Origin of the sequence: Lederbergia citrisecunda (assembly GCF_018343695.1) — a bacterium.
In the GTDB taxonomy this organism is placed as follows: domain Bacteria; phylum Bacillota; class Bacilli; order Bacillales; family Bacillaceae_C; genus Lederbergia; species Lederbergia citrisecunda.
On the sequence record NZ_JAGYPJ010000001.1, the window covers coordinates 4,197,699 to 4,221,630 of the forward strand.

The 23,932-nt window shown below is 38.8% G+C and carries 22 protein-coding genes and 2 other annotated features; of the genes, 16 read left to right on the plus strand and 6 right to left on the minus strand.

The window, feature by feature from the left end:
• The first annotated feature begins 174 nt into the window (after positions 1–174).
• Together pheA and KHA93_RS20620 are read left to right on the plus strand one after the other, a co-directional pair.
• Complete coding sequence (gene pheA / locus KHA93_RS20615; protein ID WP_233711244.1) at positions 175–1,008, plus strand: prephenate dehydratase; 834 nt, start codon at positions 175–177, stop codon at positions 1,006–1,008.
• An 18-nt stretch (positions 1,009–1,026) separates the two neighbouring features.
• Positions 1,027–1,752, plus strand: coding sequence for a DsbA family oxidoreductase (locus KHA93_RS20620; protein ID WP_213112436.1), 726 nt, complete (start codon positions 1,027–1,029; stop codon positions 1,750–1,752).
• Positions 1,753–1,778: 26 nt separating this feature from the next.
• Here KHA93_RS20620 and KHA93_RS20625 read toward each other — a convergent pair whose 3' ends face one another.
• Positions 1,779–2,237, minus strand: a complete 459-nt coding sequence (locus tag KHA93_RS20625) for a threonine/serine exporter family protein (protein WP_213112437.1) — start codon at positions 2,235–2,237, stop codon at positions 1,779–1,781.
• 15 nt (positions 2,238–2,252) lie between these two features.
• Positions 2,253–3,008, minus strand: a complete 756-nt coding sequence (locus KHA93_RS20630) for a threonine/serine exporter family protein (protein WP_267917569.1) — start codon at positions 3,006–3,008, stop codon at positions 2,253–2,255.
• Positions 3,009–3,194: 186 nt separating this feature from the next.
• Here KHA93_RS20630 and KHA93_RS23385 point away from each other — a divergent pair, with 186 nt between their 5' ends.
• The gene (locus tag KHA93_RS23385; RefSeq protein WP_233711246.1) at positions 3,195–3,611 is read left to right on the plus strand and encodes a hypothetical protein; all 417 of its coding nucleotides are present in this window, start codon (positions 3,195–3,197) and stop codon (positions 3,609–3,611) included.
• A 53-nt stretch (positions 3,612–3,664) separates the two neighbouring features.
• On the opposite strand, the gene KHA93_RS20640 is transcribed toward KHA93_RS23385, so the two are convergent.
• Complete coding sequence (locus KHA93_RS20640) at positions 3,665–4,612, minus strand: urea transporter (RefSeq protein ID WP_233711248.1); 948 nt, start codon at positions 4,610–4,612, stop codon at positions 3,665–3,667.
• 184 nt (positions 4,613–4,796) lie between these two features.
• Between KHA93_RS20640 and KHA93_RS20645 the strand changes: the two genes are divergently transcribed.
• From KHA93_RS20645 to KHA93_RS20680, 8 genes are all read left to right on the plus strand, one after another.
• The gene (locus KHA93_RS20645) at positions 4,797–5,099 is read left to right on the plus strand and encodes an urease subunit gamma (protein ID WP_213112439.1); all 303 of its coding nucleotides are present in this window, start codon (positions 4,797–4,799) and stop codon (positions 5,097–5,099) included.
• A gap of 22 nt (positions 5,100–5,121) precedes the next feature.
• Positions 5,122–5,445: an urease subunit beta gene (gene ureB, locus KHA93_RS20650; protein ID WP_213112440.1), complete on the plus strand. Its 324-nt coding sequence runs from the start codon at positions 5,122–5,124 to the stop codon at positions 5,443–5,445.
• Complete coding sequence (ureC, locus tag KHA93_RS20655; RefSeq protein WP_213112441.1) at positions 5,442–7,151, plus strand: urease subunit alpha; 1,710 nt, start codon at positions 5,442–5,444, stop codon at positions 7,149–7,151. Before ureB ends, ureC begins: the two co-directional genes overlap by 4 nt.
• Before the next feature lie 10 nt (positions 7,152–7,161).
• A complete protein-coding gene (ureE, locus tag KHA93_RS20660; RefSeq protein ID WP_213112442.1) occupies positions 7,162–7,617 on the plus strand; it encodes an urease accessory protein UreE in 456 nt (151 codons plus the stop codon).
• Entirely contained in the window at positions 7,610–8,296 is a 687-nt protein-coding gene (locus tag KHA93_RS20665) for an urease accessory protein UreF (protein WP_213112443.1), read from the plus strand. Before ureE ends, KHA93_RS20665 begins: the two co-directional genes overlap by 8 nt.
• Before the next feature lie 855 nt (positions 8,297–9,151).
• Positions 9,152–9,763: an urease accessory protein UreG gene (gene ureG / locus KHA93_RS20670; RefSeq protein WP_213112444.1), complete on the plus strand. Its 612-nt coding sequence runs from the start codon at positions 9,152–9,154 to the stop codon at positions 9,761–9,763.
• Between the two features lies 1 nt (position 9,764).
• Entirely contained in the window at positions 9,765–10,589 is an 825-nt protein-coding gene (locus tag KHA93_RS20675; RefSeq protein ID WP_213112445.1) for an urease accessory protein UreD, read from the plus strand.
• A gap of 74 nt (positions 10,590–10,663) precedes the next feature.
• Positions 10,664–11,335 (plus strand): urease accessory protein UreH domain-containing protein, encoded by a 672-nt coding sequence (locus KHA93_RS20680; protein WP_213112446.1) that lies wholly within the window; start codon positions 10,664–10,666, stop codon positions 11,333–11,335.
• Positions 11,336–11,395: 60 nt separating this feature from the next.
• Here KHA93_RS20680 and KHA93_RS20685 read toward each other — a convergent pair whose 3' ends face one another.
• Both KHA93_RS20685 and KHA93_RS20690 read right to left on the minus strand, forming a co-directional pair.
• The gene (locus KHA93_RS20685; protein ID WP_213112447.1) at positions 11,396–12,328 is read right to left on the minus strand and encodes a sensor histidine kinase; all 933 of its coding nucleotides are present in this window, start codon (positions 12,326–12,328) and stop codon (positions 11,396–11,398) included.
• A 9-nt stretch (positions 12,329–12,337) separates the two neighbouring features.
• Entirely contained in the window at positions 12,338–13,036 is a 699-nt protein-coding gene (locus tag KHA93_RS20690) for a LytR/AlgR family response regulator transcription factor (RefSeq protein WP_213112448.1), read from the minus strand.
• Between the two features lie 451 nt (positions 13,037–13,487).
• On the opposite strand from KHA93_RS20690, the gene KHA93_RS20695 reads away from it, so the two are divergent.
• The 3 genes from KHA93_RS20695 to trpE all read left to right on the plus strand — a co-directional run bounded on the left by KHA93_RS20695 (position 13,488) and on the right by trpE (position 17,422).
• Complete coding sequence (locus tag KHA93_RS20695) at positions 13,488–14,234, plus strand: ATP-binding cassette domain-containing protein (RefSeq protein WP_213112449.1); 747 nt, start codon at positions 13,488–13,490, stop codon at positions 14,232–14,234.
• Positions 14,227–15,390, plus strand: a complete 1,164-nt coding sequence (locus KHA93_RS20700) for an ABC transporter permease (RefSeq protein WP_213112450.1) — start codon at positions 14,227–14,229, stop codon at positions 15,388–15,390. The genes KHA93_RS20695 and KHA93_RS20700 overlap by 8 nt, the downstream gene beginning before the upstream one ends.
• 51 nt (positions 15,391–15,441) lie before the next feature.
• Positions 15,442–15,689: a binding site (T-box leader), on the plus strand.
• A gap of 31 nt (positions 15,690–15,720) precedes the next feature.
• Positions 15,721–15,969: a binding site (T-box leader), on the plus strand.
• A 67-nt stretch (positions 15,970–16,036) separates the two neighbouring features.
• Positions 16,037–17,422, plus strand: a complete 1,386-nt coding sequence (trpE, locus tag KHA93_RS20705) for an anthranilate synthase component I (RefSeq protein ID WP_213112451.1) — start codon at positions 16,037–16,039, stop codon at positions 17,420–17,422.
• A gap of 222 nt (positions 17,423–17,644) precedes the next feature.
• Here trpE and KHA93_RS20710 read toward each other — a convergent pair whose 3' ends face one another.
• Positions 17,645–19,138, minus strand: a complete 1,494-nt coding sequence (locus tag KHA93_RS20710) for a peptide MFS transporter (protein WP_213112452.1) — start codon at positions 19,136–19,138, stop codon at positions 17,645–17,647.
• A 636-nt stretch (positions 19,139–19,774) separates the two neighbouring features.
• Between KHA93_RS20710 and KHA93_RS20715 the strand changes: the two genes are divergently transcribed.
• Entirely contained in the window at positions 19,775–21,532 is a 1,758-nt protein-coding gene (locus KHA93_RS20715; RefSeq protein ID WP_213112453.1) for an ABC transporter ATP-binding protein, read from the plus strand.
• A complete protein-coding gene (locus KHA93_RS20720; RefSeq protein WP_233711250.1) occupies positions 21,532–23,547 on the plus strand; it encodes an ABC transporter ATP-binding protein in 2,016 nt (671 codons plus the stop codon). Before KHA93_RS20715 ends, KHA93_RS20720 begins: the two co-directional genes overlap by 1 nt.
• The last annotated feature ends 385 nt before the right edge of the window (positions 23,548–23,932 follow it).

Below are 23,932 nucleotides of genomic sequence, written 5' to 3' on the forward strand. Positions count from 1 at the left end.
CAGGAAACACGACGAGGAACGAGCCGATGTTGACTTATCGTAGGGAAGAGGGCAAGAAGTTTGCTAGTCGATAGGCGCTGAAGCTGGACAAAAAGGACAGCGAGATGCTGTCCTTTACTTTTAGAGACAACCTGCATTATAATTTTGAGAATTCAACGTAGTAGCAAAAGGGGTATGTTTATTTTGAAGGTAGGATATTTAGGACCAAAAGGGACTTTTTCAGAAGAAGCGGCATTGCGTTATTTTTCAAATTCCGAAAATGAAACGATTATGTACAGTACCATTTTTGATGTGCTAGAAGCGGTTGACGAAGGGGAAGTCGATAGAGGGATTGTTCCCATTGAAAATGCAATTGAAGGTACGATCACAATGACAACAGATGGGTTAATCAATCATGATGTGTGGATTGAAGGAGAAGCTGTTTTACCTGTTAGGCTGCATTTGTTAGCGGTGGAAGGTGCCAATCTGGAAGATATCAAGGAAATATGGTCCATTCCCCCTGCGTTAGCACAATGCAGGATTTTCACGAAGAAAATGAAGGCGGCAACGAAGCATTTTAGCAGTACATCAGGAGCGGCAGAAGCCCTTAGTACATCAGGAAGATTAGATGCGGGAGCAGTTGCTTCTGAATTAGCTGCTGAAATATTTGGGTTAGAAATTGCAAAAAGGGATATACATGACAACAATTGCAATTCTACAAGATTCCTTATTTTATCAAAAGCACCGAACGGAAATATTCACGAAACGGATAAATCGATGCTTTTGATCACACCAACAGAAGACCGCCCAGGGTTATTGGCTATTATTTTAAACGTATTTTCTTCATTAGACATTAACCTTTCATGGATTGAATCTCGTCCAACTAAAAAGAAGTTGGGGACGTATCGATTTTTCATTGAGGCAGCACTTGGTGTGCACGATTCTAATTTGAAAAAAGCGGTAACGATCCTTGAAGCGTATGGACATGAAGTGAGAGTGCTAGGAAGCTATAAAACGAGAAAACTATAAAAATCGAGGTGCTAAAACATGAAAATAGAAGTATGGTCTGATTTTGTATGCCCATTTTGTTATATTGGTAAACGTCGACTAGAAGAAGCGTTATCTAAGTTTCCACATCGCGATAAGGTGGAAGTAGCATTTCGTAGTTTTGAACTCGATCCAAATACACCGAAGGAGCAAAATGAAAATATCCACGAAATACTAGCTGTAAAATATGGTATGAGTGTGGATGAGGCTAAAAGAATGAATGAAGGCGTTGGTGAGCAGGCAAAAACAGTTGGTCTTACATTCAATTTTGAGCATATGGTGCCAACTAATACATTTGACGCTCATAGGCTAGCTCATTTTGCCAAATTGCAAGGTAAGGATGCGGCCTTAACGGAAGTGTTACTTAAAGCATATTTTACGGATTCTAAGAAACTTAGTGATAAAGAGACTTTAGAGGATTTAGCGGTTACTGTCGGTCTAGAGCGTGAACAGGTAATGTCTGTTCTAAATGATGAAAATGCTTTTGCCGATGATGTACGTTATGACGAAAGAACAGCGCAGCAAATTGGTGTGCGTGGCGTACCATTTTTCGTCATTAACCAAAAATATGCCATCTCTGGTGCGCAAGCTACGGAAACGTTTTTGGGCGCACTTGAAAAAGTATGGCAGGAAGAAAATAGTGCTCCCGTTCTTCAAGATTTATCTGAAGATGTAGATGGAGCAAGCTGCGAGGATGGAAACTGTGCGATTCCAACCGATAAATAAAAATCCGATCTTATGAGGTCGGATTTTTAGATTTTCTTCTGAGATCGTAAACCTTTTGTGATTTTAAGTACAAACTGTACAAGTACTTCTGCAAAGACGAGCCCCATTGCTATCGAGCTTGCTATGATGAAAGCTTTCATAGCAAGTGGGATGGCGTTTGAATAATCATTACTTGCTACATGCCGCATCGCGTCGTAAGCTGTTCCACCAGGTACGAGAGGAATAATTCCCGCTACGATATAAACAATAATTGGTGTTTTATATCGTTTTGCCATGATGTGACCGATAATTGCAACGATAAAGGCACCGCAAAAAGCAGCTTGAACCACGTCAACCCCTGAATCTATCATCACGATATAAACAAACCATCCCGCCATTCCGACGACTCCGCAATGAAACAACGCTTTTCTTGGTGCGTTAAAAATGATCCCGAAGCCAATGGCTGATATCATGCTTAAAATTAAGTGTGGTAAGTAATAAATCATGTTTTTACATCCTTCTTACAGCCATAATGAATATACAACTGCGACACCCGCACCAATTGCCAATGCTGTTAAAAAAGCTTCAGCCCCCTTTGATAACCCTGATACGAAATGACCTGCCATAAGATCGCGGATAGCATTTGTTATCAATAGTCCTGGTACAAGAGGCATGACGGAAGCAATGACAATCAAATCAAGCTGATGTCCCCAACCGTAATTTACAGCAAGCAAACCTAACAGACCAATAATAAAAGAAGCTGAAAACTCTGCAAAAAATTTTACCTTTGCATGATAATGTATAGTTAAAAATGTTGAAAAGCCGATTCCACTCACAATTAAAGCAGGTACATAATCGGCCCAAATTCCTTTAAACATAATTAAAAAACTACCGCTCGCGATAGCAGCTGCCACGATTTGTAGCCAAATGGGGAAGGATAAATTAACCTTTTCTAACTCTTTTAAAGCTAGGAAAGCGTCATTCATATTGAGTACACCATCCGCCATGCTTCTAGAGATATGATTGACTTTAGTGATTTTTTCCAAATCAGTCCCGCGTTCACTAATTCGTACAAATTGCGATGGATCTGAACCTTCCAACGAAAAAATTATCCCAGTCGGTGTTACAAAGCTTTGGCTTTCATTAAATCCGAATGCAGCTGCCATTCTCATCATCGTATCCTCTACACGATACGTTTCAGCTCCACTTTTCATCAAGATTTTCCCTGCCAAAAGGCAAGCCTCAATCAATTTTTGTTCATTTATGTTATGGTCCAATTTTAACAACTCCAAGGACTTTTCCAGAATGTAATTTATTGTAACATTTTTCAATGTGCTTTTCTTAAAAATAGGTTACTTCATAACACAATCTTTTTGCTAAAGTAATTTTTCTGCGACTAGCATTTGAAAAAAGGAACATAATTTAAAGGAAAGGCTACTTGAAAAAATGATAGGAGGATTAATATGGCAGATGATTTTGAAGTAAAGCCTATGTTTGAAGGCCAATATCATGAACGCCCTCAGTTTAAGATAAACATACAAGGTAATGACTATCTGGGTGTTATGCATGATGATGAAATTAAATGGTTTCATCCGCATCCTCATAAAGTTTTAGAAGACGAACATGTGGAAACTATAGAATCACAAATACAAGAAAAATTGAACAACTCAGATGATATTGAAGTAAAGCCTATGTTTGAAGGCCAACATCATGAACGCCCTCAGTTTAAAGTGAATATAAAGGGAAATGATTACTTAGGAGTTTTGCATGAGGATGAAATTAAGTGGTTTCATCCGCATCCACATAAAGATTTTGAGGACGAACATGTAGAAGCTGTAGAATCACAAATACAAAAAAAATTGAACAACATGAAGGATTAACATTCAAGGCATCCGCCCATTTCAATGATCGGATGCCTTTTACTTTTGTTAAATCATAATCGAGGTAATACCTTTCTTGCCCCCAAAATAATCAAAGTGCTTAAAACGAAGGGCATGGTTAGAGCTGGCAATCCATATGGTAGGAGCCATGTTGCTACACTTGCAGTAAGAGGTACAGTCAATATAGCTGCCAAAATACCTGTTAACAAAGGCTGTACCCATTGTTTATTATCATTATACACAGAACCTACAGCTATCATGGCCAGAATTGCATTGTAGCCATACAGCCCCTCATATATTAGCAAATGTTCTGCTCCAAGCCAGTATGAGACAAGTAATGCTACTGCATTCCCTACTACTGCAAAAAGTCCGAGCCGCCATCCAGCCAAAAATACAGCGATAAAAAGTATTATCCCCGACAAAGTATTATCGAGAAAAAAAATTTGCCCGATGCCACTAAAAGTCCCTTCGATCCAGTTGATATCACCTTCAATATTTAATTTCCAATTTGATAAATCTTGAGGAACTAATTCCTTGGTTAAATTAATAACTTTTAATCTATATGTAACAAGCAACATAAACCATGTCAAAATAATAAAGGGAGTTGTAAGAACTGGGAGTTCCAAATACTTCATAGTATGCATCATGCTCGCCGTTAATATTGCTGTAACTGCTGCGCCAAAAAGAGCAATGATCCAATGATAAGGTCCGCTCATATACAAAGTTAAAGCTATTCCTGTTAATACGGAGTTATAACCGAATAGACCTTGTTTTATTTTTGCTTCATCTGCCCCTCCTATTTTTCCAATAAAAGTCCCTATTATGGATGATAAAAGTGAGACAACTCCTAGAAGGAATGACGTACTTGTTATGGCAATCAATATGATGACCCCAGTTAGAGCATTTTCAATTAAAATCACTTGTGAAATACCTTTTAAAGAAGTAATAAGAAATTGGAAAATGTCCCCTTCCATCCATCCCTTGCGATGATTATTTTTCATAATAATGTCCCTTTCCATTTATCCTCATCATTCTTTAATTAAAATTCCCATTAGTTGCTGTTTAATCCATATTAAATGTAAATACATTTTTAATTTTATTTTTTTCCAAGAGTAAATTTTATTTTTATGTAAATAATATTCAAAGTGTGTTGGTAAATAATTCAAGAATTAGGAGGTTATTACGATGCTATTATCACCCCGGGAGATAGACAAACTCATGATAGTGGTAGCTGCGGATCTTGCCAGAAGGCGGAAAGAACGTGGATTAAAATTAAATTATCCAGAATCAGTAGCACTAATTACTCATGAGGTACTTGAAGGGGCACGGGACGGTAAAACCGTTGCCGAGTTGATGGAGTATGGAGGAACCATCCTATCGAGTGATGATGTCATGGATGGTATTCCGGGCATGATTGAGGATATTCAAGTGGAAGCCACGTTTCCAGACGGTACAAAACTAGTGACTGTACATAATCCAATACGCTGATCACCGAAGGAGGAACGTATTAATGGAACCAGGAGAATTAATCTTAAAGGAAGAAGACATATTCATCAATGAAGGGAAAGCAATATCCAAAGTCTCTGTAACGAATTCGGGGGACAGGCCTGTTCAAATAGGATCGCATTTTCATTTTTATGAAGTGAATGAAGCACTTCAGTTCAATAGAGAAGATGCTTTTGGAAAACGACTAAATGTTCCTGCCGGTGCGGCGGTTAGGTTTGAACCTGGAGATGAAAAAGAAGTAGAACTAATCCCGTATGGTGGGGAACAAAAAGTTTATGGATTTAACAATAAAGTAGATGGTTCGGTAGAAAGAGGTGCCAAAAAATGAGTGAAATGTCCAGAAAGCAATATGCTCAAATGTATGGCCCTACTACAGGAGATTCCATTCGTTTAGCAGATACAGATCTTTTCATCCAAGTTGAGAAAGATTATACAACTTATGGGGAGGAGGTTGTGTTTGGAGGTGGAAAAGTTATTCGTGACGGCATGGGCCAAAACCCTCTTGTTACAAGGGGAGATGGTATCCCGGACGTAGTAATTACGAATGCAGTTATCCTGGATTATACCGGGATTGTTAAAGCGGATATTGCCATTCGGGATGGAAAGATTTATAAGATTGGAAAAGCGGGAAATCCGCTCGTAATGGACAATGTCGATATTGTCATTGGTGCTTCTACAGAAATAATTGCTGGAGAAGGAATGATCGTTACAGCAGGTGGGATTGATACACATGTTCACTTTATTAACCCCACACAAATTGAAACGGCTCTTGCCTCAGGTCTTACAACGTTAATAGGAGGCGGAACAGGACCAGCAGCAGGATCAAAGGCTACAACTGTAACGCCAGGTGAATGGAATATTCACCGAATGCTTGAGGCAGCGGAAGCGATGCCCATTAATGTTGGTTTTACTGGAAAGGGACAAGCGGCAACGGAAGAGCCGCTAGCAGAGCAAGTTCGGGCAGGAGTAATTGGGCTAAAAGTCCATGAAGATTGGGGAGCTACTTCGTCAGCCCTTGACTACGCATTAAGAGTGGCTGATAAGTTTGATGTACAGATTGCTCTCCATGCAGACACCTTGAATGAAGGTGGATTTATGGAAAATACGATGGCAGCCATTAAAGACCGCGTCATTCATATGTATCATACAGAAGGAGCTGGTGGTGGACATGCTCCTGACTTAATTAAATCAGCTAGCTTTATGAATGTCCTCCCGTCTTCGACAAATCCAACTATGCCATACACAATTAATACAGTGGATGAGCACTTGGACATGTTGATGGTTTGTCATCACTTGAACCCTTCCATTCCAGAAGATCTCGCTTTTGCAGATTCACGTATCAGAAAAGAAACGATTGCCGCGGAAGATATTCTTCAAGATATGGGTGTATTTAGTATGGTTAGCTCTGATGCACAAGCAATGGGGCGAGTTGGAGAGGTGATTCTACGTACCTGGCAAGTGGCCGATAAAATGAAAAAACAAAGGGGCATAATGGAAGGAGACAGCCAATTTTCCGATAATAACCGCGCCAAGCGCTATATCGCAAAATATACGATAAATCCTGCCATTACCCATGGTATTTCAGAATATGTAGGATCTGTAGAGGTAGGAAAAATAGCGGATCTTGTCATTTGGTCCCCTTCATTTTTCGGAATGAAGCCGGCAATGGTTTTAAAAAATGGATTTGTTGTAGAAAGTCTTATGGGTGACGCCAATGCATCTATCCCTACTCCTCAGCCGGTGATTTACCGACCAATGTATGCCCAATATGGGAAGGCACTGTCCAACAGCTCAATTACGTTTATATCTCAAGCGGCTTATGATATTAAGGTACACGAGAAACTTGGATTGAAAAAGATGGTTCTTCCTGTTCGAGGGATTCGAAAATTAACGAAAAAGGATATGAAGCTCAATTCCGAAACACCGGAAATTACAGTTGATCCTCAAACGTATGAAGTAAGAGTAAATGGAGAATTAATTACATGTGATCCTGTGGATATTGTTCCTATGGGTCAACGATATTTCCTTTTCTGAGGTGAAAATATTGATAGTCGAACAAATCATCACAAATATTGAAGATATGGAAAGAGAAGAAATCGAAAAACGCCATATTGAAAAGGTGTATCTCGAGAGTACTAATTTAGTAAAGCGGATTCAAAGAGTAAAAACAGATCACGGAAAAGAAATTGGTATCCGATTAAAGGATCCACGTGACCTCGTCGCCGGTGACGTCCTTTTTATGGATGACAAAAATTTAATCTTGATTGATGTCGTATCAGATGATTTGCTTGTAATTAGTCCCAGAAATATGTACGAGATGGGGAATATTGCTCATCAATTGGGGAATCGACATCTTCCTGCCCAATTTGAAGATGAGGATATGTTAGTCCAATATGATTACCTTGTTGAAGAATTACTTCAGGAATTGAATATTCCTTTTAAGCGTGAAGATCGAAAAGTAAAACAGGCTTTTCGCCATATAGGGCATAGCCATGGATAAATATCTTCTCTCCTTATTTCAATTGTGCGATTCTAATTTCCCTACAGGTGCATTTAGCCACTCATATGGTCTTGAAACCTATATTCAGAATAATCATGTGAAGGATGACGAGTCTTTTCTGAATTGGCTACATGTGTATGTAAACGAGCAGCTCATCTACTCAGATGGGCTTGCTTGTAAATTAGTATATGATGCACTTCAAAAGGGAGATACGGAACATATTTGGAAAATGGATCGCCTTTTAACTGTACAAAATTTACCCCGGGAAACGAGAGAAGGTACTCAAAGAATTGGAGAACGGATGTTAAAGCTCGTCAAAGCGTTATATGATATTCCGATTTTAACAGAATATGAAGAACGCATTAGAAGGAAGATCTCTTTTGGGCATCCGTCTATCGTGTTTACTACGGTAGGGTATCATTTAGGAATCTCGTCAGAAACTACGACTTTGTTTTATCTATATTCTACTATTTTAAGTCTCGTTCAAAATGCAGTGAGGGCAATACCATTGGGACAAACGTCAGGTCAGAAGATCATCCAGCAATTTCAACATTCTCTAGTAGAAGCTACTGAAAAAATTTCAAGCTTGACAGAAGAGGATTTTGGAATCGTCTCTCCTGGCCTTGAATTGTCGCAAATGAATCACGAACGTGTGAATGTTCGTATTTTTATGTCTTAAAAATGGACTCTCGGAATTTTAAGGAGTAAATCTGCCAAATTTCCAAAAATCTAGGTAGTGCGTGGTTGATTTCCGCTGCAGTTGCTCGCTTTCCGCGGGGCGGGCGGTGAGACTCCTCGGCGTAAACGCCTGTGGGGTCTCACCTGTCCCGCTGATCCCGCTGGAGTCTCGCACTTTCGCTCCAATCAACCTTCAAAAGATTTTGTTTTTGAAGCAACAATCCCTTGGAAAAGAGACTTTAAAAAAGATTAAGCCGTTGAAGAGAAAATATGACTGTTAAGGAACAATAGTTCATATTTTTGATGAGCATACCAAGCTTAAATGTGTTGGCACATTATGATGGCATATATCCTTATGTACCACATTTTTGTAGACTGATGCCCCCAGATACCAAGTGATAATCTATTTTTTTTCCCTTTTGTTTAAATGTTCTTCGGATGTTCGGCGGTTATAAATGAGCTGCCACTTTTAAAGTCAAGTATTTTCGACAAAAATTGAAACAAAGTTTCTTTGTATAAATAACAAACGTAAGTCTTTCACGGAAATCGTATGAAAAGAAGAGATTTGAGAGCAAGGTATAAACAGGCTCCTTACCATAAGCAAAAGAATATCTCAGTTGATTGGAGTGGAAGGCGGCGACTCCTGGGGGATCAGCGTGTCAGGTGAGATCCCGCAAGGCGCGAAGCGACTGAGGAGGCTCACCGCACGCCCCCCGGAACGCCTCCGCCTGGAACGGAAATCAACGGTAGTAGGCTCTCGTGTAGTGTGTAGATTATTTATATCATTCAAAATCTTGTACCATCTGACCCGGTGAATGCCGAAAAGTCTATAAAAATGTTTAAAGGAAGTGTTTGTATGGAACCGATTAAAATTGGAGTAGGGGGCCCTGTTGGGGCAGGTAAAACAATGCTAGTTGAAAAGTTGACTCGTCATTTGAAAGATGATATTAGTATGGCGGTCGTCACAAATGATATTTACACGAAGGAAGACGCCAAGTTTTTGATGCAAAATGGAGTACTGGATGATGATCGTATTATTGGAGTGGAAACAGGGGGATGCCCGCATACGGCTATTCGTGAAGATGCATCTATGAATTTTGCCGCCATTGATGAATTAAAAGAACGGCACCCTGACGTGGAGCTCATTTTTGTTGAGAGCGGCGGTGATAATCTTGCAGCTACTTTCAGTCCCGAGCTCGTTGACTTTTCAATTTATATTATTGATGTTGCCCAAGGTGAAAAAATTCCTCGTAAGGGTGGACAAGGGATGATTAAATCTGACCTTTTTATTATCAATAAAACAGATTTGGCCCCTTATGTAGGTGCAAGTTTAGAAGTCATGGAATCTGATACAAAGGTTTTCCGAGGTGATAAACCGTTTGGTTTTACAAATTTAAAAGATAATCAGGGACTGGACGAAGTGATTGATTGGATTAAGCAACATGCATTATTAAAAGGATTAGACTAATATGGAAGATTGGACAGGAATTTTAAAACTGGATGTCGAAGATAGGAAGGGGAAGACAGTTGCCAAGAACGTGTACTTTCAAGGAGCCTTTAAAGTGATGAGGCCGGTTTATCATGACGATTCCGGTCAAGCATGCTATTACTTACTAAACCCTGGCGGAGGCTATTTGGATGGGGATCGCTATCGAATGCAAATTACGTTGGAAAAAGATGCGAAACTTACGATAACAACACAATCTGCAACAAAAATATATAAAACTCCAAAAAGTTATGCTTATCAAGAAACGGATGTTTTCTTGAAAGAAGGAAGCTACCTGGAATACATTCCTGATCCACTTATTGCATATCGACATGCACGCTATAAGCAAAAAAATGTATTTCGATTAGAAAAAGGAGCTACACTTTTTTACTCTGATATTATTACTCCTGGATGGTCTCCAGAAGGTGAATCCTTTAGTTATGATTTGCTACAATTAATAAATGAAGTATACATCGATAATGAATTAGTGGTATATGATCATATAAAGCTGCATCCAAAAAATCAAAAAATGATTGCGCTTGGCTTAATGGAAGGCTTCTCTCATCTAGGTTCCATCATTGTCATCGGTGAGCACACTAGTAATGAACTTCTAGACAGGTTATATCAAGATATACATACGGATCGACATGACTACATGATGGGGATATCCTTGCTACCAGTTTCAGGTTTCACTGTTCGTGTACTCGCTCATTCAACTCAAACGATAGAAGGAATATTCGCTGATTATCATCATATGATTAGTGAAGAGTGGTTTAAGAAAAAGCCTAGCTTCTTAAGAAAATATTAATGTTTATCACCCGGCGATGAAGTGTGTTGGCGGGTTTTAAACATGAATGAGCTAAAAAGAGGGAGGAGAAAGGTATGGAGGTTACTTTACTATCAGTATTAACACTAGGTTTTATTTTGGGGATTAAGCATGCAATTGAACCAGATCATGTGATTGCAGTCTCTACGATTGCGAGCCGGAGTAAAAAGTTGTGGCACGCTTCGCTAGCAGGTGTATTTTGGGGCATAGGGCATACTGCTACGCTTTTTATTATTGGGATTATTTTAATTTTAATGAAAAACGAAATATCAGATAAATGGTCATTGACTCTGGAGTTTTTTGTTGGAATTATGCTAGTGTACTTAGGGACAGTCAGCATATTATCGGTTAGAAAAGAAAAAGAAGATACACATACCCATCATACTCATCTTCCAAAAGATGTGAAAAAGAAGCAAGGATACTATAAATCTCTTATTGTGGGTTTAATCCATGGACTTGCAGGCAGCGCCGCGATGGTATTACTTACGATGAGCACAGTTCATACCGTTTGGCACGGTGTCTTGTTTATTTTAATCTTTGGATTAGGAACTATAGCCGGCATGCTATTCTTTACTACGCTTATTGGGATTCCATTTATTTTAAGCATTAACCGTTTTTCAATGAGTCGTTCTCTTATTTTCTTGACAGGTGGAATTAGTGCATTGTTTGGACTATATTACATGTATGATTTAGGATTTAATGAAGGCTTATTCGCATTATGGATTTAGTAACAATTAAAAACAAGAAGCCCATCAGTGGTGAAGGGCTTCTTTTTCATTCTATTATTCTCACAAACCTGAAAGTTCTCGTACGTCAGGTATTTTAATTTTCAAAGTAAATTCATTCTCAATAACAGAAAAATCAAGCATTCCATTATGTTTTCTTACGATACGCATGATTTCTTGAGTACCAATTCCTTCATGGTTCCCAGTTTTTGTAGAAATTGACCTATTTGTAAATATTCTATCAATTGTTTGGTCATCGAGGGACAATGAGTCATTTTTACAAATAATAATCCATATACCGCTTTGCTTGCGGCAAGAAAAGAGGATTGTTCCCTGTTGACCTGATGCAATACTATAATCATAGGCTGCATCAATACTATTCTCCAATATGTTTCCAATAAAAGAAATAATCTCATATTCATATAGCGGCGAGCCGGAAATAGCATGCTGGATATGATATTCCAGATTCACACCTTTTTCAATGGCTTGTTCATTATAAGCATAAAGCGCCCCGGCTACGACGTTTGATTCACCTCGTAAAATATTATCTATTTGTGTATAACGAGAATGTAATGTAGATCTATACTCCTCTGAAGACGAATCCGAATGTAAAAGTGCAGAAGCATGTTTTTGTAAATCATGACGCTGTTTTCGAAGTTCATATAATAATGCCATTTGCTGTTCGTAGTTCGATGAAAGCAGTAAATGTTTTTCCTGTTCTTCATGTATTGATGTACGCATGAAAAAAAGAGCTGCGAATGGAAGAACAATCCCGAGTGTTATGTAAGGTGTATTTGTTAAAAAGGCAGCCATTATCCAAAAAAGCTGCATAATGCTGGTTACCATTTTCCATAAAAAAGGAAGTGGTTCTTTTTTATATAAATAAAATTGGACGAACGTAGCGCCTGCCAACAATATTGCGATAAGAATACTATTTATTGAAACCACCCATACGATGGCAAGCAACCATGGAATAAGTAAGAGAAGCAACTGCATGTTTCCACCTCAAAAATAATACTTTTGCAAATAGTCCATTTTTTCTTTCGTCAGCATGGCAATTTGCTTCGTACCTTCAAACGTCACGCTGTATGATTTTTTTGTGTAAATAGAAAAACTTTTGACAAAATGAAGATTGATAATGAAGGAGCGATGGGAACGAATGAAGTTATTTTCCCTGAGGCTTCCTTCCAGTTCATTCATCGTCATATACGTTTCATATGACTGATTCGTTGTATAAATAGTTGTGGAACGTCCCGTTCGTTCAGCAAAAATTATATCTTTTTTAGGAATCATTTCGATATGCCCTTTTTGTTTCAAAATAAGTCTTCCTGTCAAATTGCCCGCATGCTGCTTTTCACGATATTTTGCAAGAGCTTGCAGGAGCCTTTCTTTTTTATACGGTTTCAAAATATAATCATGGACATTCAATTCAAAGGCATGAACGGCATACCCACTTTTAGCCGTAACAAAGATAACGGTAATCAAAAGGCCATGTGTTTGTATGAAATCTGCTAGTTCGTACCCTGAAATCCCTGGCATTTCAATATCTGCTATTAATAAATCAATCTTGTTTTTTTGAATCTCCGCGTATGCTTCCTCAGGATTGGTCGTCGCAAAAATGAGTTCGACATCCTCTTCCTCTTGTAATATAAATTTTAATTTATCTAAGTCGATCGTTCGATCATCAACAATGCCTACTTTCATTTATTGAAAACCCCTTTGAAAATACTATCTTTCATTATAAGACATTTTATAGCAGTTATAGAAAATATTATTTTTTTAGGCCTGGATTTTGAATGTATTTTGTCCCTGTCTAGCTCCGGCGCCTATCGACTAGCAAACTTCCAGTCATTTTCTTTTGCGTAAGTCAACATCAATTCGTCCTTTTGGACTCATCGTGTTTCCTTTATCTCAGTCAGAGGCCAAAAGAAAAACGTCGATTAAAACCGCCACGTCCTTATGTCTTCATCGACGGACCCACATCCTGTGGGGCCTGTACGTCGATGGCAAGACTCCTGAGCTTTTCTAAAACCGGTTCATAAAGATTTCAACCCCTTTCGCGACATGTAAATCCCTCTTTGCGACATAATGGCAGACCCAATATTCTTTCTGCCTTACAATACAGGTAGACATTGAAACGAAGGAGAGGAATGGCATGATCGTCGTTGATCAAGTATCAAAACAATTTAAAGATAAAAAACAAGTAGTGAAAGCCATTGATTATTTATCGCTTCGTATTAAAGAAGGGCATGTTGTAGGGCTGATTGGTGAAAATGGAGCAGGAAAAACGACTCTGCTTCGCATGCTCTGTACGCTGATAGAGCCTGACGAAGGAACCATCACATTGGATGGAGAAAACTTATATGAGAATAAGGAAAAAGTGAGATCTAGACTGGGGGTATTGTTTGGATCAGAAACGGGTCTTTACAATCGATTGACTGCTCGTGAGAATTTAGAGTATTTCGGTAGTCTATATGGGATGTCTCCTCATGATATTAAAAACCAAATTGAGATGTTGGCGAAACGATTTGGCATGCGTAAATATTTGGACCGAAAAGTTGAAGGATTTTCTAAAGGGATGAGACAAAAGGTTGCGATAGCACGTACGCTTATCCACGATCCGGACATTGTTCTTTTCGATGAACCGACAACTGGCCTTGATATAACTTCATCCAATATTTTTAGAGAATTTATATATGAATATAAAAGTGAGGGGAAGACGATTGTGTTTTCAACTCATATTATGGATGAAATTGCTCAGCTGTGCGAGGACGTGATTATGATGCATAAAGGGCAGATGGTTTATGAAGGAAGTCTTGACGACCTATATGCTCAGGAAAACAGCAGGGATTTGAATTATTTATTTACTTCAAAAGTAGTAAGAGGTGATTTATATGTTTAAAACTATTTTTCTTAAAGAAATGAAAGATGTGCTACGGGATAAACGCAGTATTACCTTACTTATTATTTTCCCTTTACTGATGATGGCAGGACTTACATTTTTTTATGATAAAATTCTTACATCCAATCACGATGAGGATTTTATTATGGCTGTTGATGAAGGATTAGATTCTGAATTGATTACACAGTTAGAAAAGTATATGCCAACTTTGACGATAGAGAAATCACAAGATGTGCAAAAAGCAATTGAGGAAAAAGAGGTTCAGATTGGGATTCAGCTTGATAAGGATTGGAAACAAAGGTTAGAAGACCAGGAAGCAATTTCAGTAAACATTATTTTTGATCCAGGTAGCCAAGATTCTTCCAACGCCTCAAATATTGTGATGGCAGGACTTAACCAATGGCAGCAAGAAGCTGTTCAACTGAGGTTAGCAGGTCAAAATATTGATAGCAGTGTTCTAGAAGTTTTTCAAATTGAAACAAAAACGACCAAAGATGAAGATAACGCAATTGCATCTTTTATGCTGGCAATTTTGATCCCATTACTGATCCCGATGGCGATTGCCAATGGATCTTACCCATCGGCAACCGAGCTGTTTGCAGGTGAAAAGGAAAAGAAAACGATTGAAGCATTGCTCATTACACCTGTTAAACCTATCAAAATATTATTGGCAAAATGGATGACGATTTCATTACTCGGAATATTCACTGGTGTACTATGTATAGCCTTACTAAGTCTATTTGTCAATTTTACAACAGAACTCAAAAAAGGAATGGCAGTCATCGCCAACCCTGTTCCATTTGTCATCATGAGTATTGTCTTAATCGTGTTGTTTGCCATTTTCTTTGCTGAAATTGAAATGATTTTAAGCATGATGGCGAACTCAGTAAAGGAAGCAGGTCATTATATGACACCTGTAATAGGGATGATTACACTTCCAATGCTGTTTATGTTTTTTGCAGGTGAAGCATTAAGCCTTCCACTTTATGCTGTTCCATTTATGAATTTGTTCATATTTGTTCGTGATGCGTTTAGTGGGCAGTTAACTGTCGGCGCATTTGGACTTGCGGCAGGAAGCTACGCTTTGTTAATTATTATCTTATTCCCTATTGCAGCAAAGCTTTTTAGCAATCATCGTTTAATGTTAGGAAAATAATGATTGACATTACAGAAGATTTTTATTATTATCATAAACAATCAAATACATTTTTAGGCAATGAGGAAGAAGAGTAGCTTGTGTGACGCTAAAGAGAGCCGGTGGTTGGTGCAAATCGGTGTGATTCATGCAGGTGAATGGGCTTCTGAGCTTCCAAACCGAACCGTATTTAATTGGTGTAGGCTTTGGCGAAAATCCCGTCGATATAAGGGAACACGCATAAATGCATTTAGGCATTGTGCGGAAGAGAGCTAATTTTTGGCTAAATAAAGGTGGCACCACGGTCCTTCGTCCTTTGGATGAGGGGCCTTTTTGCGTTCAATTAAATAATTTAAAGCGTTGAGCAAGAGTAGTATGTGTAAGTGAATCGTTACAGAGAGCCGGTGTTGGTGTGAATCCGGTACGAAAACTTATACGGAATGGACTTGTGAGTGATTTCCTGAATATGAGTAGGGAAATTCGGTTTTCCGCCGTTATATGGATAGGGCATCGGAGGTGATCTCCCGTGCTTGAAAGAGATGGGGATTGTAGCAGGAAATCTCCAATACGAGGTGGCACCGCGGTTATATCGCCCTCAGATGGACACTAATTTGTGTTTGTCTGGGGGCTTTTTGTATTCCGAAAATATTAGGAAGGGGAAAAGAAAATGCAAACAAAAGAAGTCAACTTTAAAATGAGAAAAATGAATGGGGATGTATTAACACCAATTAATATTTTCTTACGACTCGAAGGAACGAAAAAGTTTTTATTGGAAAGTTCACTAAAGCATAGTGAACAAGGGCGCTATTCGTTTATTGGTGTGAATCCTGTAATGGAAATAATCGGGAACGGAAACGAGGCATTGGTCGTTTCATCAACGGAAACGAAGAAGCAAATAGGATTGCCACTTGATATTATTCAGAAAACACTGCCGAAACTAGATTTAGAACTTCCCTTTCCTTTTTATGGCGGGGCAGTAGGGTATGTTGGCTACGATGCAATTCGGCAGTATGTTGATGTTGGCGATGTGTTGAATGATGAAATAAATATGCCGGACATTCATTTTATGGTGTATGAGGATGCCATTGTCTATGATCACTTGGCTCAGTCCATCTATATTCTTGCGATTGATTTACATGGAAATCGTACGGAGGAAGAATTAGAACAGCGCATCAATGAAATAGAGACGCAAATTTCCCGGAAAGAACAAGATGAATCATTAACTGATTGTAAGATTGAATTCACTCCTCAACTAGAAAAAGAAGAATTCATCCGCAAGGTAGAGGCTGCACAAGAGTTTATTAAAAAAGGCGAAATAGAGCAAGTCGTTTTGTCGCAAAGAATGATTGGGAAGGTAGGGGCAGACCCATTTCATTTCTACCGAGTATTGAGAAATTCGAATCCTTCACCTTATATGTTTTACGTTGATTTTGACGAATACGTCGTTTTAGGCGCATCTCCTGAAAGCTTTATTAAAACGAGTGGACGAATCGTTTCAACCAATCCGATTGCCGGTACAAGAAGGCGTGGAGAAACTCAAGCTGAAGACCTTGCATTAGAAGCAGAACTTTTAGCCGATGAAAAAGAATTGTCCGAACATCGAATGCTTGTAGATTTAAGTTGCGAGGATCTAAGCCAAATATGTTTAGATGATACAATCAACATTAAACGACATATGAAAATAGAACGTTATCGACATGTTATGCATATTGTTTCTGAAATGGAAGGGGCGTTGGCAGAAGGAAAAACCGGTATCGACGCACTGATTTCCTGCCTTCCTGCAGGTACTGTGTCCGGTGCTCCAAAACCTCGGGCCATGCAAATCATCAATGATCTTGAAGAAGTGAAACGTGGCGTATATGCAGGTGCAATTGGCTACATTAATGCAAATGGTGATGTTGATTTTGCCATTGCAATTCGTTCTCTCGTAATCAAAGATCAACATGCCTATTTGCAGGCTGGTGCTGGTATCGTTGCTGAGTCCATCCCTAAGTATGAATATATGGAGACAATCAATAAGGCAAGAGCGCTTCTCAGTCCGAAGCCGTATTAAACAAGGGAACCCACTATCCAGTAAAATGGATAATGGGTTTTCCTTTCTTATCGTTTACCAGGAAGAAATAGTTTACGTCTAGCTCTAGCGCCTAGCAAACTTTAGGTGCTTTCCTACGATATGTCAACATCGGCTCGCCTTTTAGGCTCACCGTGTTTCCTTTATCTCGTCAGAACCATAAAAAGTTTTTACGTCGCTGAACAGGCGCTTGCGCTTTTGTTCTTACCGTGTCCCTTTCATGTAAGTCGAAATTTTTGGGGACATCGCAAACAAAATAAGTCCTAGTAGAATAGAAATAACGCCAATGGCACCGAAGTAGATGATTTCTGTTTCGGGCTTGTACAGCTTTACAAGTTGGGCATTTATTGCTTGTGCGGATGCATTGGATAAAAACCATAGACTCATCGTCTGTGCTGAAAAAGCAGCAGGCGCCAACTTCGTTGTGGCGGAGAGTCCAACAGGTGATAGCAATAATTCACCAATTACTACGAGAAAGAAGCTGAGTACAAGCCACATAGGGTTAACAAGACTTTCAACTCCGTTGATATAGGCAGGAGCAATCATCACGATAAAAGAAAGTCCTGCAAAAATGAGGCCAATTGAGAATTTCATTGGAGTCGATGGCTGACGGTTGCCTAGTTTCACCCACATCCATGCAAATATTGGTGCGAAAATAACGATAAATAATGGATTTAGCGATTGAAACCATGATGATTCCAATTTCATTCCTGCAAAATTCAATTGAGTCCGTTGGTCTGCGTATTGAGCTAAAATAATAGATCCTTGTTCTTCTATGGCCCAGAACATAATTGCAGCAATAAACAAAGGGATGTATGCAATCAGATTAGATCGTTCATCAGCCGTTGTTTTTTTACTACGAAACATCATAATAAAATAAACAGCCGGTATTAAAATTCCAAAGATACTTATGAGCATTGTGAACCGGTCAATTGTTAACATTCCGGTATAAATGGAAATAGCTCCAATTATTATGATGACTACTATGCTTATACCAAATCTAAAAAAAATTTTTCTCTTTTCATCATCAGAAAGTGGGTTTGGCACTTGTGACCCCGCAAGCCCCAAATATTTCTTTCTAGTTGCAAGAAAAATAACTAATCCGATAAACATACCGATTGCTGCAACTCCAAAGCCAAGGTGAAAATTGTATTTTTGTCCAAGAGTCCCAACAATAAGTGGAGCAATCAACGCACCTAAATTAATCCCCATAACGAAAATACTGAAGCCTGCATCACGACGATTATCATCTTTACTGTATAAATCACCGACAACACTTGAGACATTAGGTTTTAAAAGGCCAGTTCCAATTACAATCAAGGCCATGGATAAAAACAATGCCGCGATTCCACCTGGAAAGGACAATGCAATATGGCCGAACATTATTAAGATCCCACCAAAGAAGACGGTTCTTTTTGTACCTAATAGTCGATCCGCTATCCAACCACCGATGATACCGGACATATAGACGAGGGATCCGTATATTGCCATGATGGAAGCGGCCGTCGTTTGGTTCATGCCTAGTCCGCCTTCGGAAATGGCGTAGTACATATAATAAATTAGGATGGCCCTCATTCCATAATAAGAAAAACGTTCCCAAAACTCCGTGAAGAATAAGGTGAATAACCCTTTAGGGTGACCGAAAAATCCTTTCTGTGGCACACTTTCAGCGATTTCTTGATTATTATTATGGTCCATTAGATTTTCCCCTTTAATTTTTTACTTAGTTATTCTTTTCCACCTTTTTTAAAGTAAAAAACATAAGAATAGGTATAATATTAGGGTTTTCCTTTCCAGTGGAAGTAGCTTTTGATGAGCAAGGAGCTTTCGCTTTTCTTAGTGTTTCCACTTTATTCATAAAGATTCTTCGAACGACCGTATATTGTTTTTTAAATCTGACTATCCTGATATTATGAAAATTTTTTCCATTAGTTAATTGACATGACAAATTCTCTCGTGCTACCATATGAACATTCGGAACAATCAATAATTAGAAAGGGAGGCTGATCATGATGAAAAAGTTAATTGTAAACAAACAACAAATGAATATGAATTCAGCCTGCCGTTTAATAGCATGATTTGACTTAAGATTTGAGCAAAGACGCGGGCTGTAAAATACCCGTGTCTTTTTTATGTGAGCATAGCTGCGCATATTTATAGGCGCACTATGCTTTTTTTCGTTTTCTTTGGGGAACAAGTGTTTTTACACTTTTTATATAAAAAAATTCGGGGAGGAAAAACAAATGTTGATTTTTATTTTATTGATGAAGACAGTGGAGCTGGAGAGTGGGTAGCTTTCACTTGGATGGTTGGCAAAAAAGGGGGGTATAAAAAATGTTTAGCGTATTAACAAAATTAGGTTGGTTTTTTAAACAGCATTGGAAGCGTTATACGATAGCGCTTGTATTGCTTGGTTTTGCAAATTTATTTGAAGTGATTCCACCAATGATTTTAGGTTCCGCCATCGATAATATCTTTCTCGGATCTCTAACATTCAAGACGTTATTAATGTATATAGCGATATTAGGTGGTGGAGCATTAATAAACTATGCCATTACGTATGTTTGGCAGCATCAATTATTCGGCGGTGCTTTCATTGTGGAGAAAATGCTCCGCTCCCGCTTCATGAATCACTTATTAAAAATGACTCCAACATTTTTTGAAAAAAATAGAACCGGGGATTTAATGGCAAGAGGTACAAATGATTTGCGAGCGATTTCCTTAACAGCAGGTTTTGGAATATTGACATTATTTGACTCTACCATGTATATGATCACGATATTACTAACAATGGGATTCCTTGTTTCTTGGAAACTTACATTTGCGGCTGTTTTACCCTTACCTATTCTTGCATGGGTTATTACAGTCCTAGGTAATAAAATCCATAAGCGATTCACGGCTGCACAAGATGCTTTTGGGGATATGAATGATCGTGTCCTTGAATCTGTTTCAGGTGTAAGGGTCACCCGTGCTTACGTTCAAGAAAAAGCGAGTGAAGCTGATTTTCAAAATATGACAGAAGATGTTTACCAAAAAAATATACATGTAGAAAGAATAGATGCCCTATTTAATCCGGCAACAAAAATAATTACAGGGATTAGCTATATCATCGGTCTTTCTTACGGAACATATTTAGTATTTCACCAAGAAATATCATTAGGTCTCTTAGTTTCTTTCAATGTTTACTTAGGGATGCTCACTTGGCCAATGTTTGCCATTGGTGAATTGATAAATATAATGCAGCGAGGAAATGCATCACTCGACCGTGTTCAAGAGACATTGAACTACGAGGAAGATGTAAAAGACCCAGCCGCTCCAAAATTGATAGAGCAACCGGAAAATATTCACCTCTCAAAGGTCACATTCCGTTATCCATCTTCTAAAATTGATAATTTGGCTAACTTGAATGTTCATATTAAACGTGGGTCTACTATTGGGGTTGTCGGAAAAACTGGAAGTGGAAAGACAACATTTATTAAACAGTTTTTACGCGAGTATCCTTTAGGCGACGGGGATATCTACATTTCAGATGTAAGTATGAAAGAGCAGTCGAAAGAACAGGTTCGTCGTTGGATCGGTTATGTTCCGCAGGATCATGTTTTGTTTTCGAGAAGTGTAAGGGAGAATATCCTCTTCGGTGATGATCAAGCAACAGAAGCGGATCTTAAAAAAGCGATTTACCTTGCTTATTTTGAAAAGGATTTAGAAATGCTGCCAGAAGGCTTGGAAACCCTTGTCGGAGAAAAAGGAGTAGCCCTTTCTGGAGGACAAAAGCAAAGAATTTCAATTGCGCGTGCGCTAATTAAAAATCCAGAATTTTTAATACTAGATGACTCTTTATCTGCAGTAGATGCCAAGACAGAGTCTCGGATTATTAGAAATATTCGCGAGGAGCGAAGCGGGAAAACAACCATTATTACAACACATCGTCTATCTGCGGTCGAACATGCTGACTGGATTATTGTCTTTGATGATGGAAAAATCGTTGAGGAAGGAACACATGAAGATCTGTTGCAAGCAGATGGATGGTATAAAGAACAATTTGACAGGCAACAGGTTGAAGACTCGCTTCTACAGGAGGTGAATGCATAATGACTGGAAAAAGATTATATAACTATGCATTGTATTTTAAAGGCATTATTATAGCAGCGTTGACGATGCTGACTGTTTCAGTCGGTGCGGACGTCATTGGTCCATTTGTGGCGAAGAAGCTGATTGATGAACATATTTTGGGGATTGAAGATCATTGGCTAGAGTCAAGCCAAGGGAAATCATCGGTGGAATATGAGGGGAAATCATATGTAAGGGAACTGTATGCCACTGATGAGGCTTTGGTGAAAAACGAAAATAAGGCAACAATTTTACAAGTTGATAGAAAGTTTTATTTTGTAAATGACGTAGTTCCATTTGAAGGGGACCGCAGTATTAATGGTGATAAGCTGTCAATTACGTCGAAAAGTGAAACGAAAGAATTTACAGCGAAAAAACTTTCGATCAACGATACACTTGCTTTTTATAAGCCTGAAATCCCTGCTATTACGAAGTTACTAGCTTTCTACTTTAGTTTATTCGTTATTGCGGCAATCTTTAATTATGGACAGTACTTTTATTTGCAAAAAGCAGCCAATCGCATCATTCAAAAAATGCGTATAGATGTATTTGCACACGTACAACGCTTGCCTATCCGCTACTTTGATGATTTGCCTGCTGGAAAAGTTGTTGCTCGCATCACGAATGATACGGAAGCAATTCGTGAATTATATGTAGCGGTATTATCAAACTTCTTTACCGGAATCATCTATATTATTGGGATCTACACTGCGATGTTCATTCTTGATGTAAAGCTAGCCTTGCTATGTATGCTTCTCATACCTATTTTATTTGCATGGATGATTTTTTATAGAAAATATGCTTCTAAATATAATCATGTCATTCGTTCCAAAGTAAGTGATCTTAATGCGATGATTAATGAATCGATTCAAGGAATGACGATTATTCAGGCTTTCCGTCGTGAGAAGCAAATGAGCGCGGAATTTGAAGAAATGAATGAGACGCATTTTCGCTACCAAAATAAACTTCTTATTTTAAACTCTTTATCGTCCCATAATTTCGTTGGGGTGTTAAAAAATCTTGTTTTTGTAGGATTTATATGGTATTTCGGAAGTAATTCGCTCGGAGCGCATTCAGTCGTCACAATTGGTGTTTTATATGCCTATGTTGATTATATCAACCGATTATTTTGGCCAGTTATGAACATCGTCAATCAATTCTCTAATCTCGAGCAAGCTTTAGTTGCGGGGCAACGAGTTTTTCGATTGCTTGATGAACAGGGAGAAGAGGTCAGCACTGAAAGAATGGAGCGATATAAAGGAAATGTCACCTTTGACCATGTTTATTTTGGATATAAAGAAAATGAATATGTGTTAAAGGATATCAATTTTGAAGCAAATCAAGGGGAAACAGTGGCACTAGTCGGTCATACAGGTTCCGGAAAAAGCTCAATTATGAATGTTTTATTCCGTTTTTATGATTGCAATAAAGGCGAAATTAGAGTTGATGGAAAAAATATACAGGACCTTCCAAAACAAACTCTACGTGAGCATATGGGAATTGTCTTGCAGGATCCTTACTTATTTACAGGTACAATTGCTTCAAATGTAAGCTTGAATGATCCGCGTATATCTCGTGAGAAAGTTGAAGCTGCATTGAAAGCAGTCGGAGCAGATCGCGTCTTGAAAAACTTAGAAAAGGGAATTGATGAACCAGTCGTTGAGAAAGGAAGTACCCTTTCCTCCGGTCAACGCCAGTTAATTTCCTTTGCTCGTGCATTAGCGTTTGATCCAGCGATTCTCATTTTGGATGAAGCGACTTCCAGCATTGACACGGAAACTGAAACGATTATTCAGGAAGCGATGGATGTATTGAAAAAAGGACGAACGACATTTATTATCGCCCATCGATTATCCACAATCAAAAATGCCGATCAGATTTTAGTCCTTGATCGCGGAACTATTGTGGAACGAGGCAATCACGATGAGTTAATGGAGAAAAAAGGTAAATATTACCAAATGTATCAGCTTCAGCAAGGCCAGAAGCTTGGTGCTTAATAGAAAAGCGTAAGCGCCTGTCCATCGACGTACGGGCCCACAGGATGTGGGTCCGTCGACGTCGCCACAGGACGTGGCGATTTTAGTCGACGTTCCTTTTTCGGACTTCGACTGAGATAAAGGAAACACGCGAAACGAAGTGGAGCGATGTTGACTTATCGTAGGGAGAAGTCATGTAGTTCGCTAGTAGATAGGCGCTGAAGCTGGACAAAGAAAAGCGTAAGCGCCTGTCCATCGATGTACGGGCCCACAGGATGTGGGTCCGTCGACGTCGCCACAGGACGTGGCGATTTTAGTCGACGTTCCTTTTTCGGACTTCGACTGAGATAAAGGAAACACGCGAAACGAAGTGGAGCGATGTTGACTTATCGTAGGCGCTGAAGCT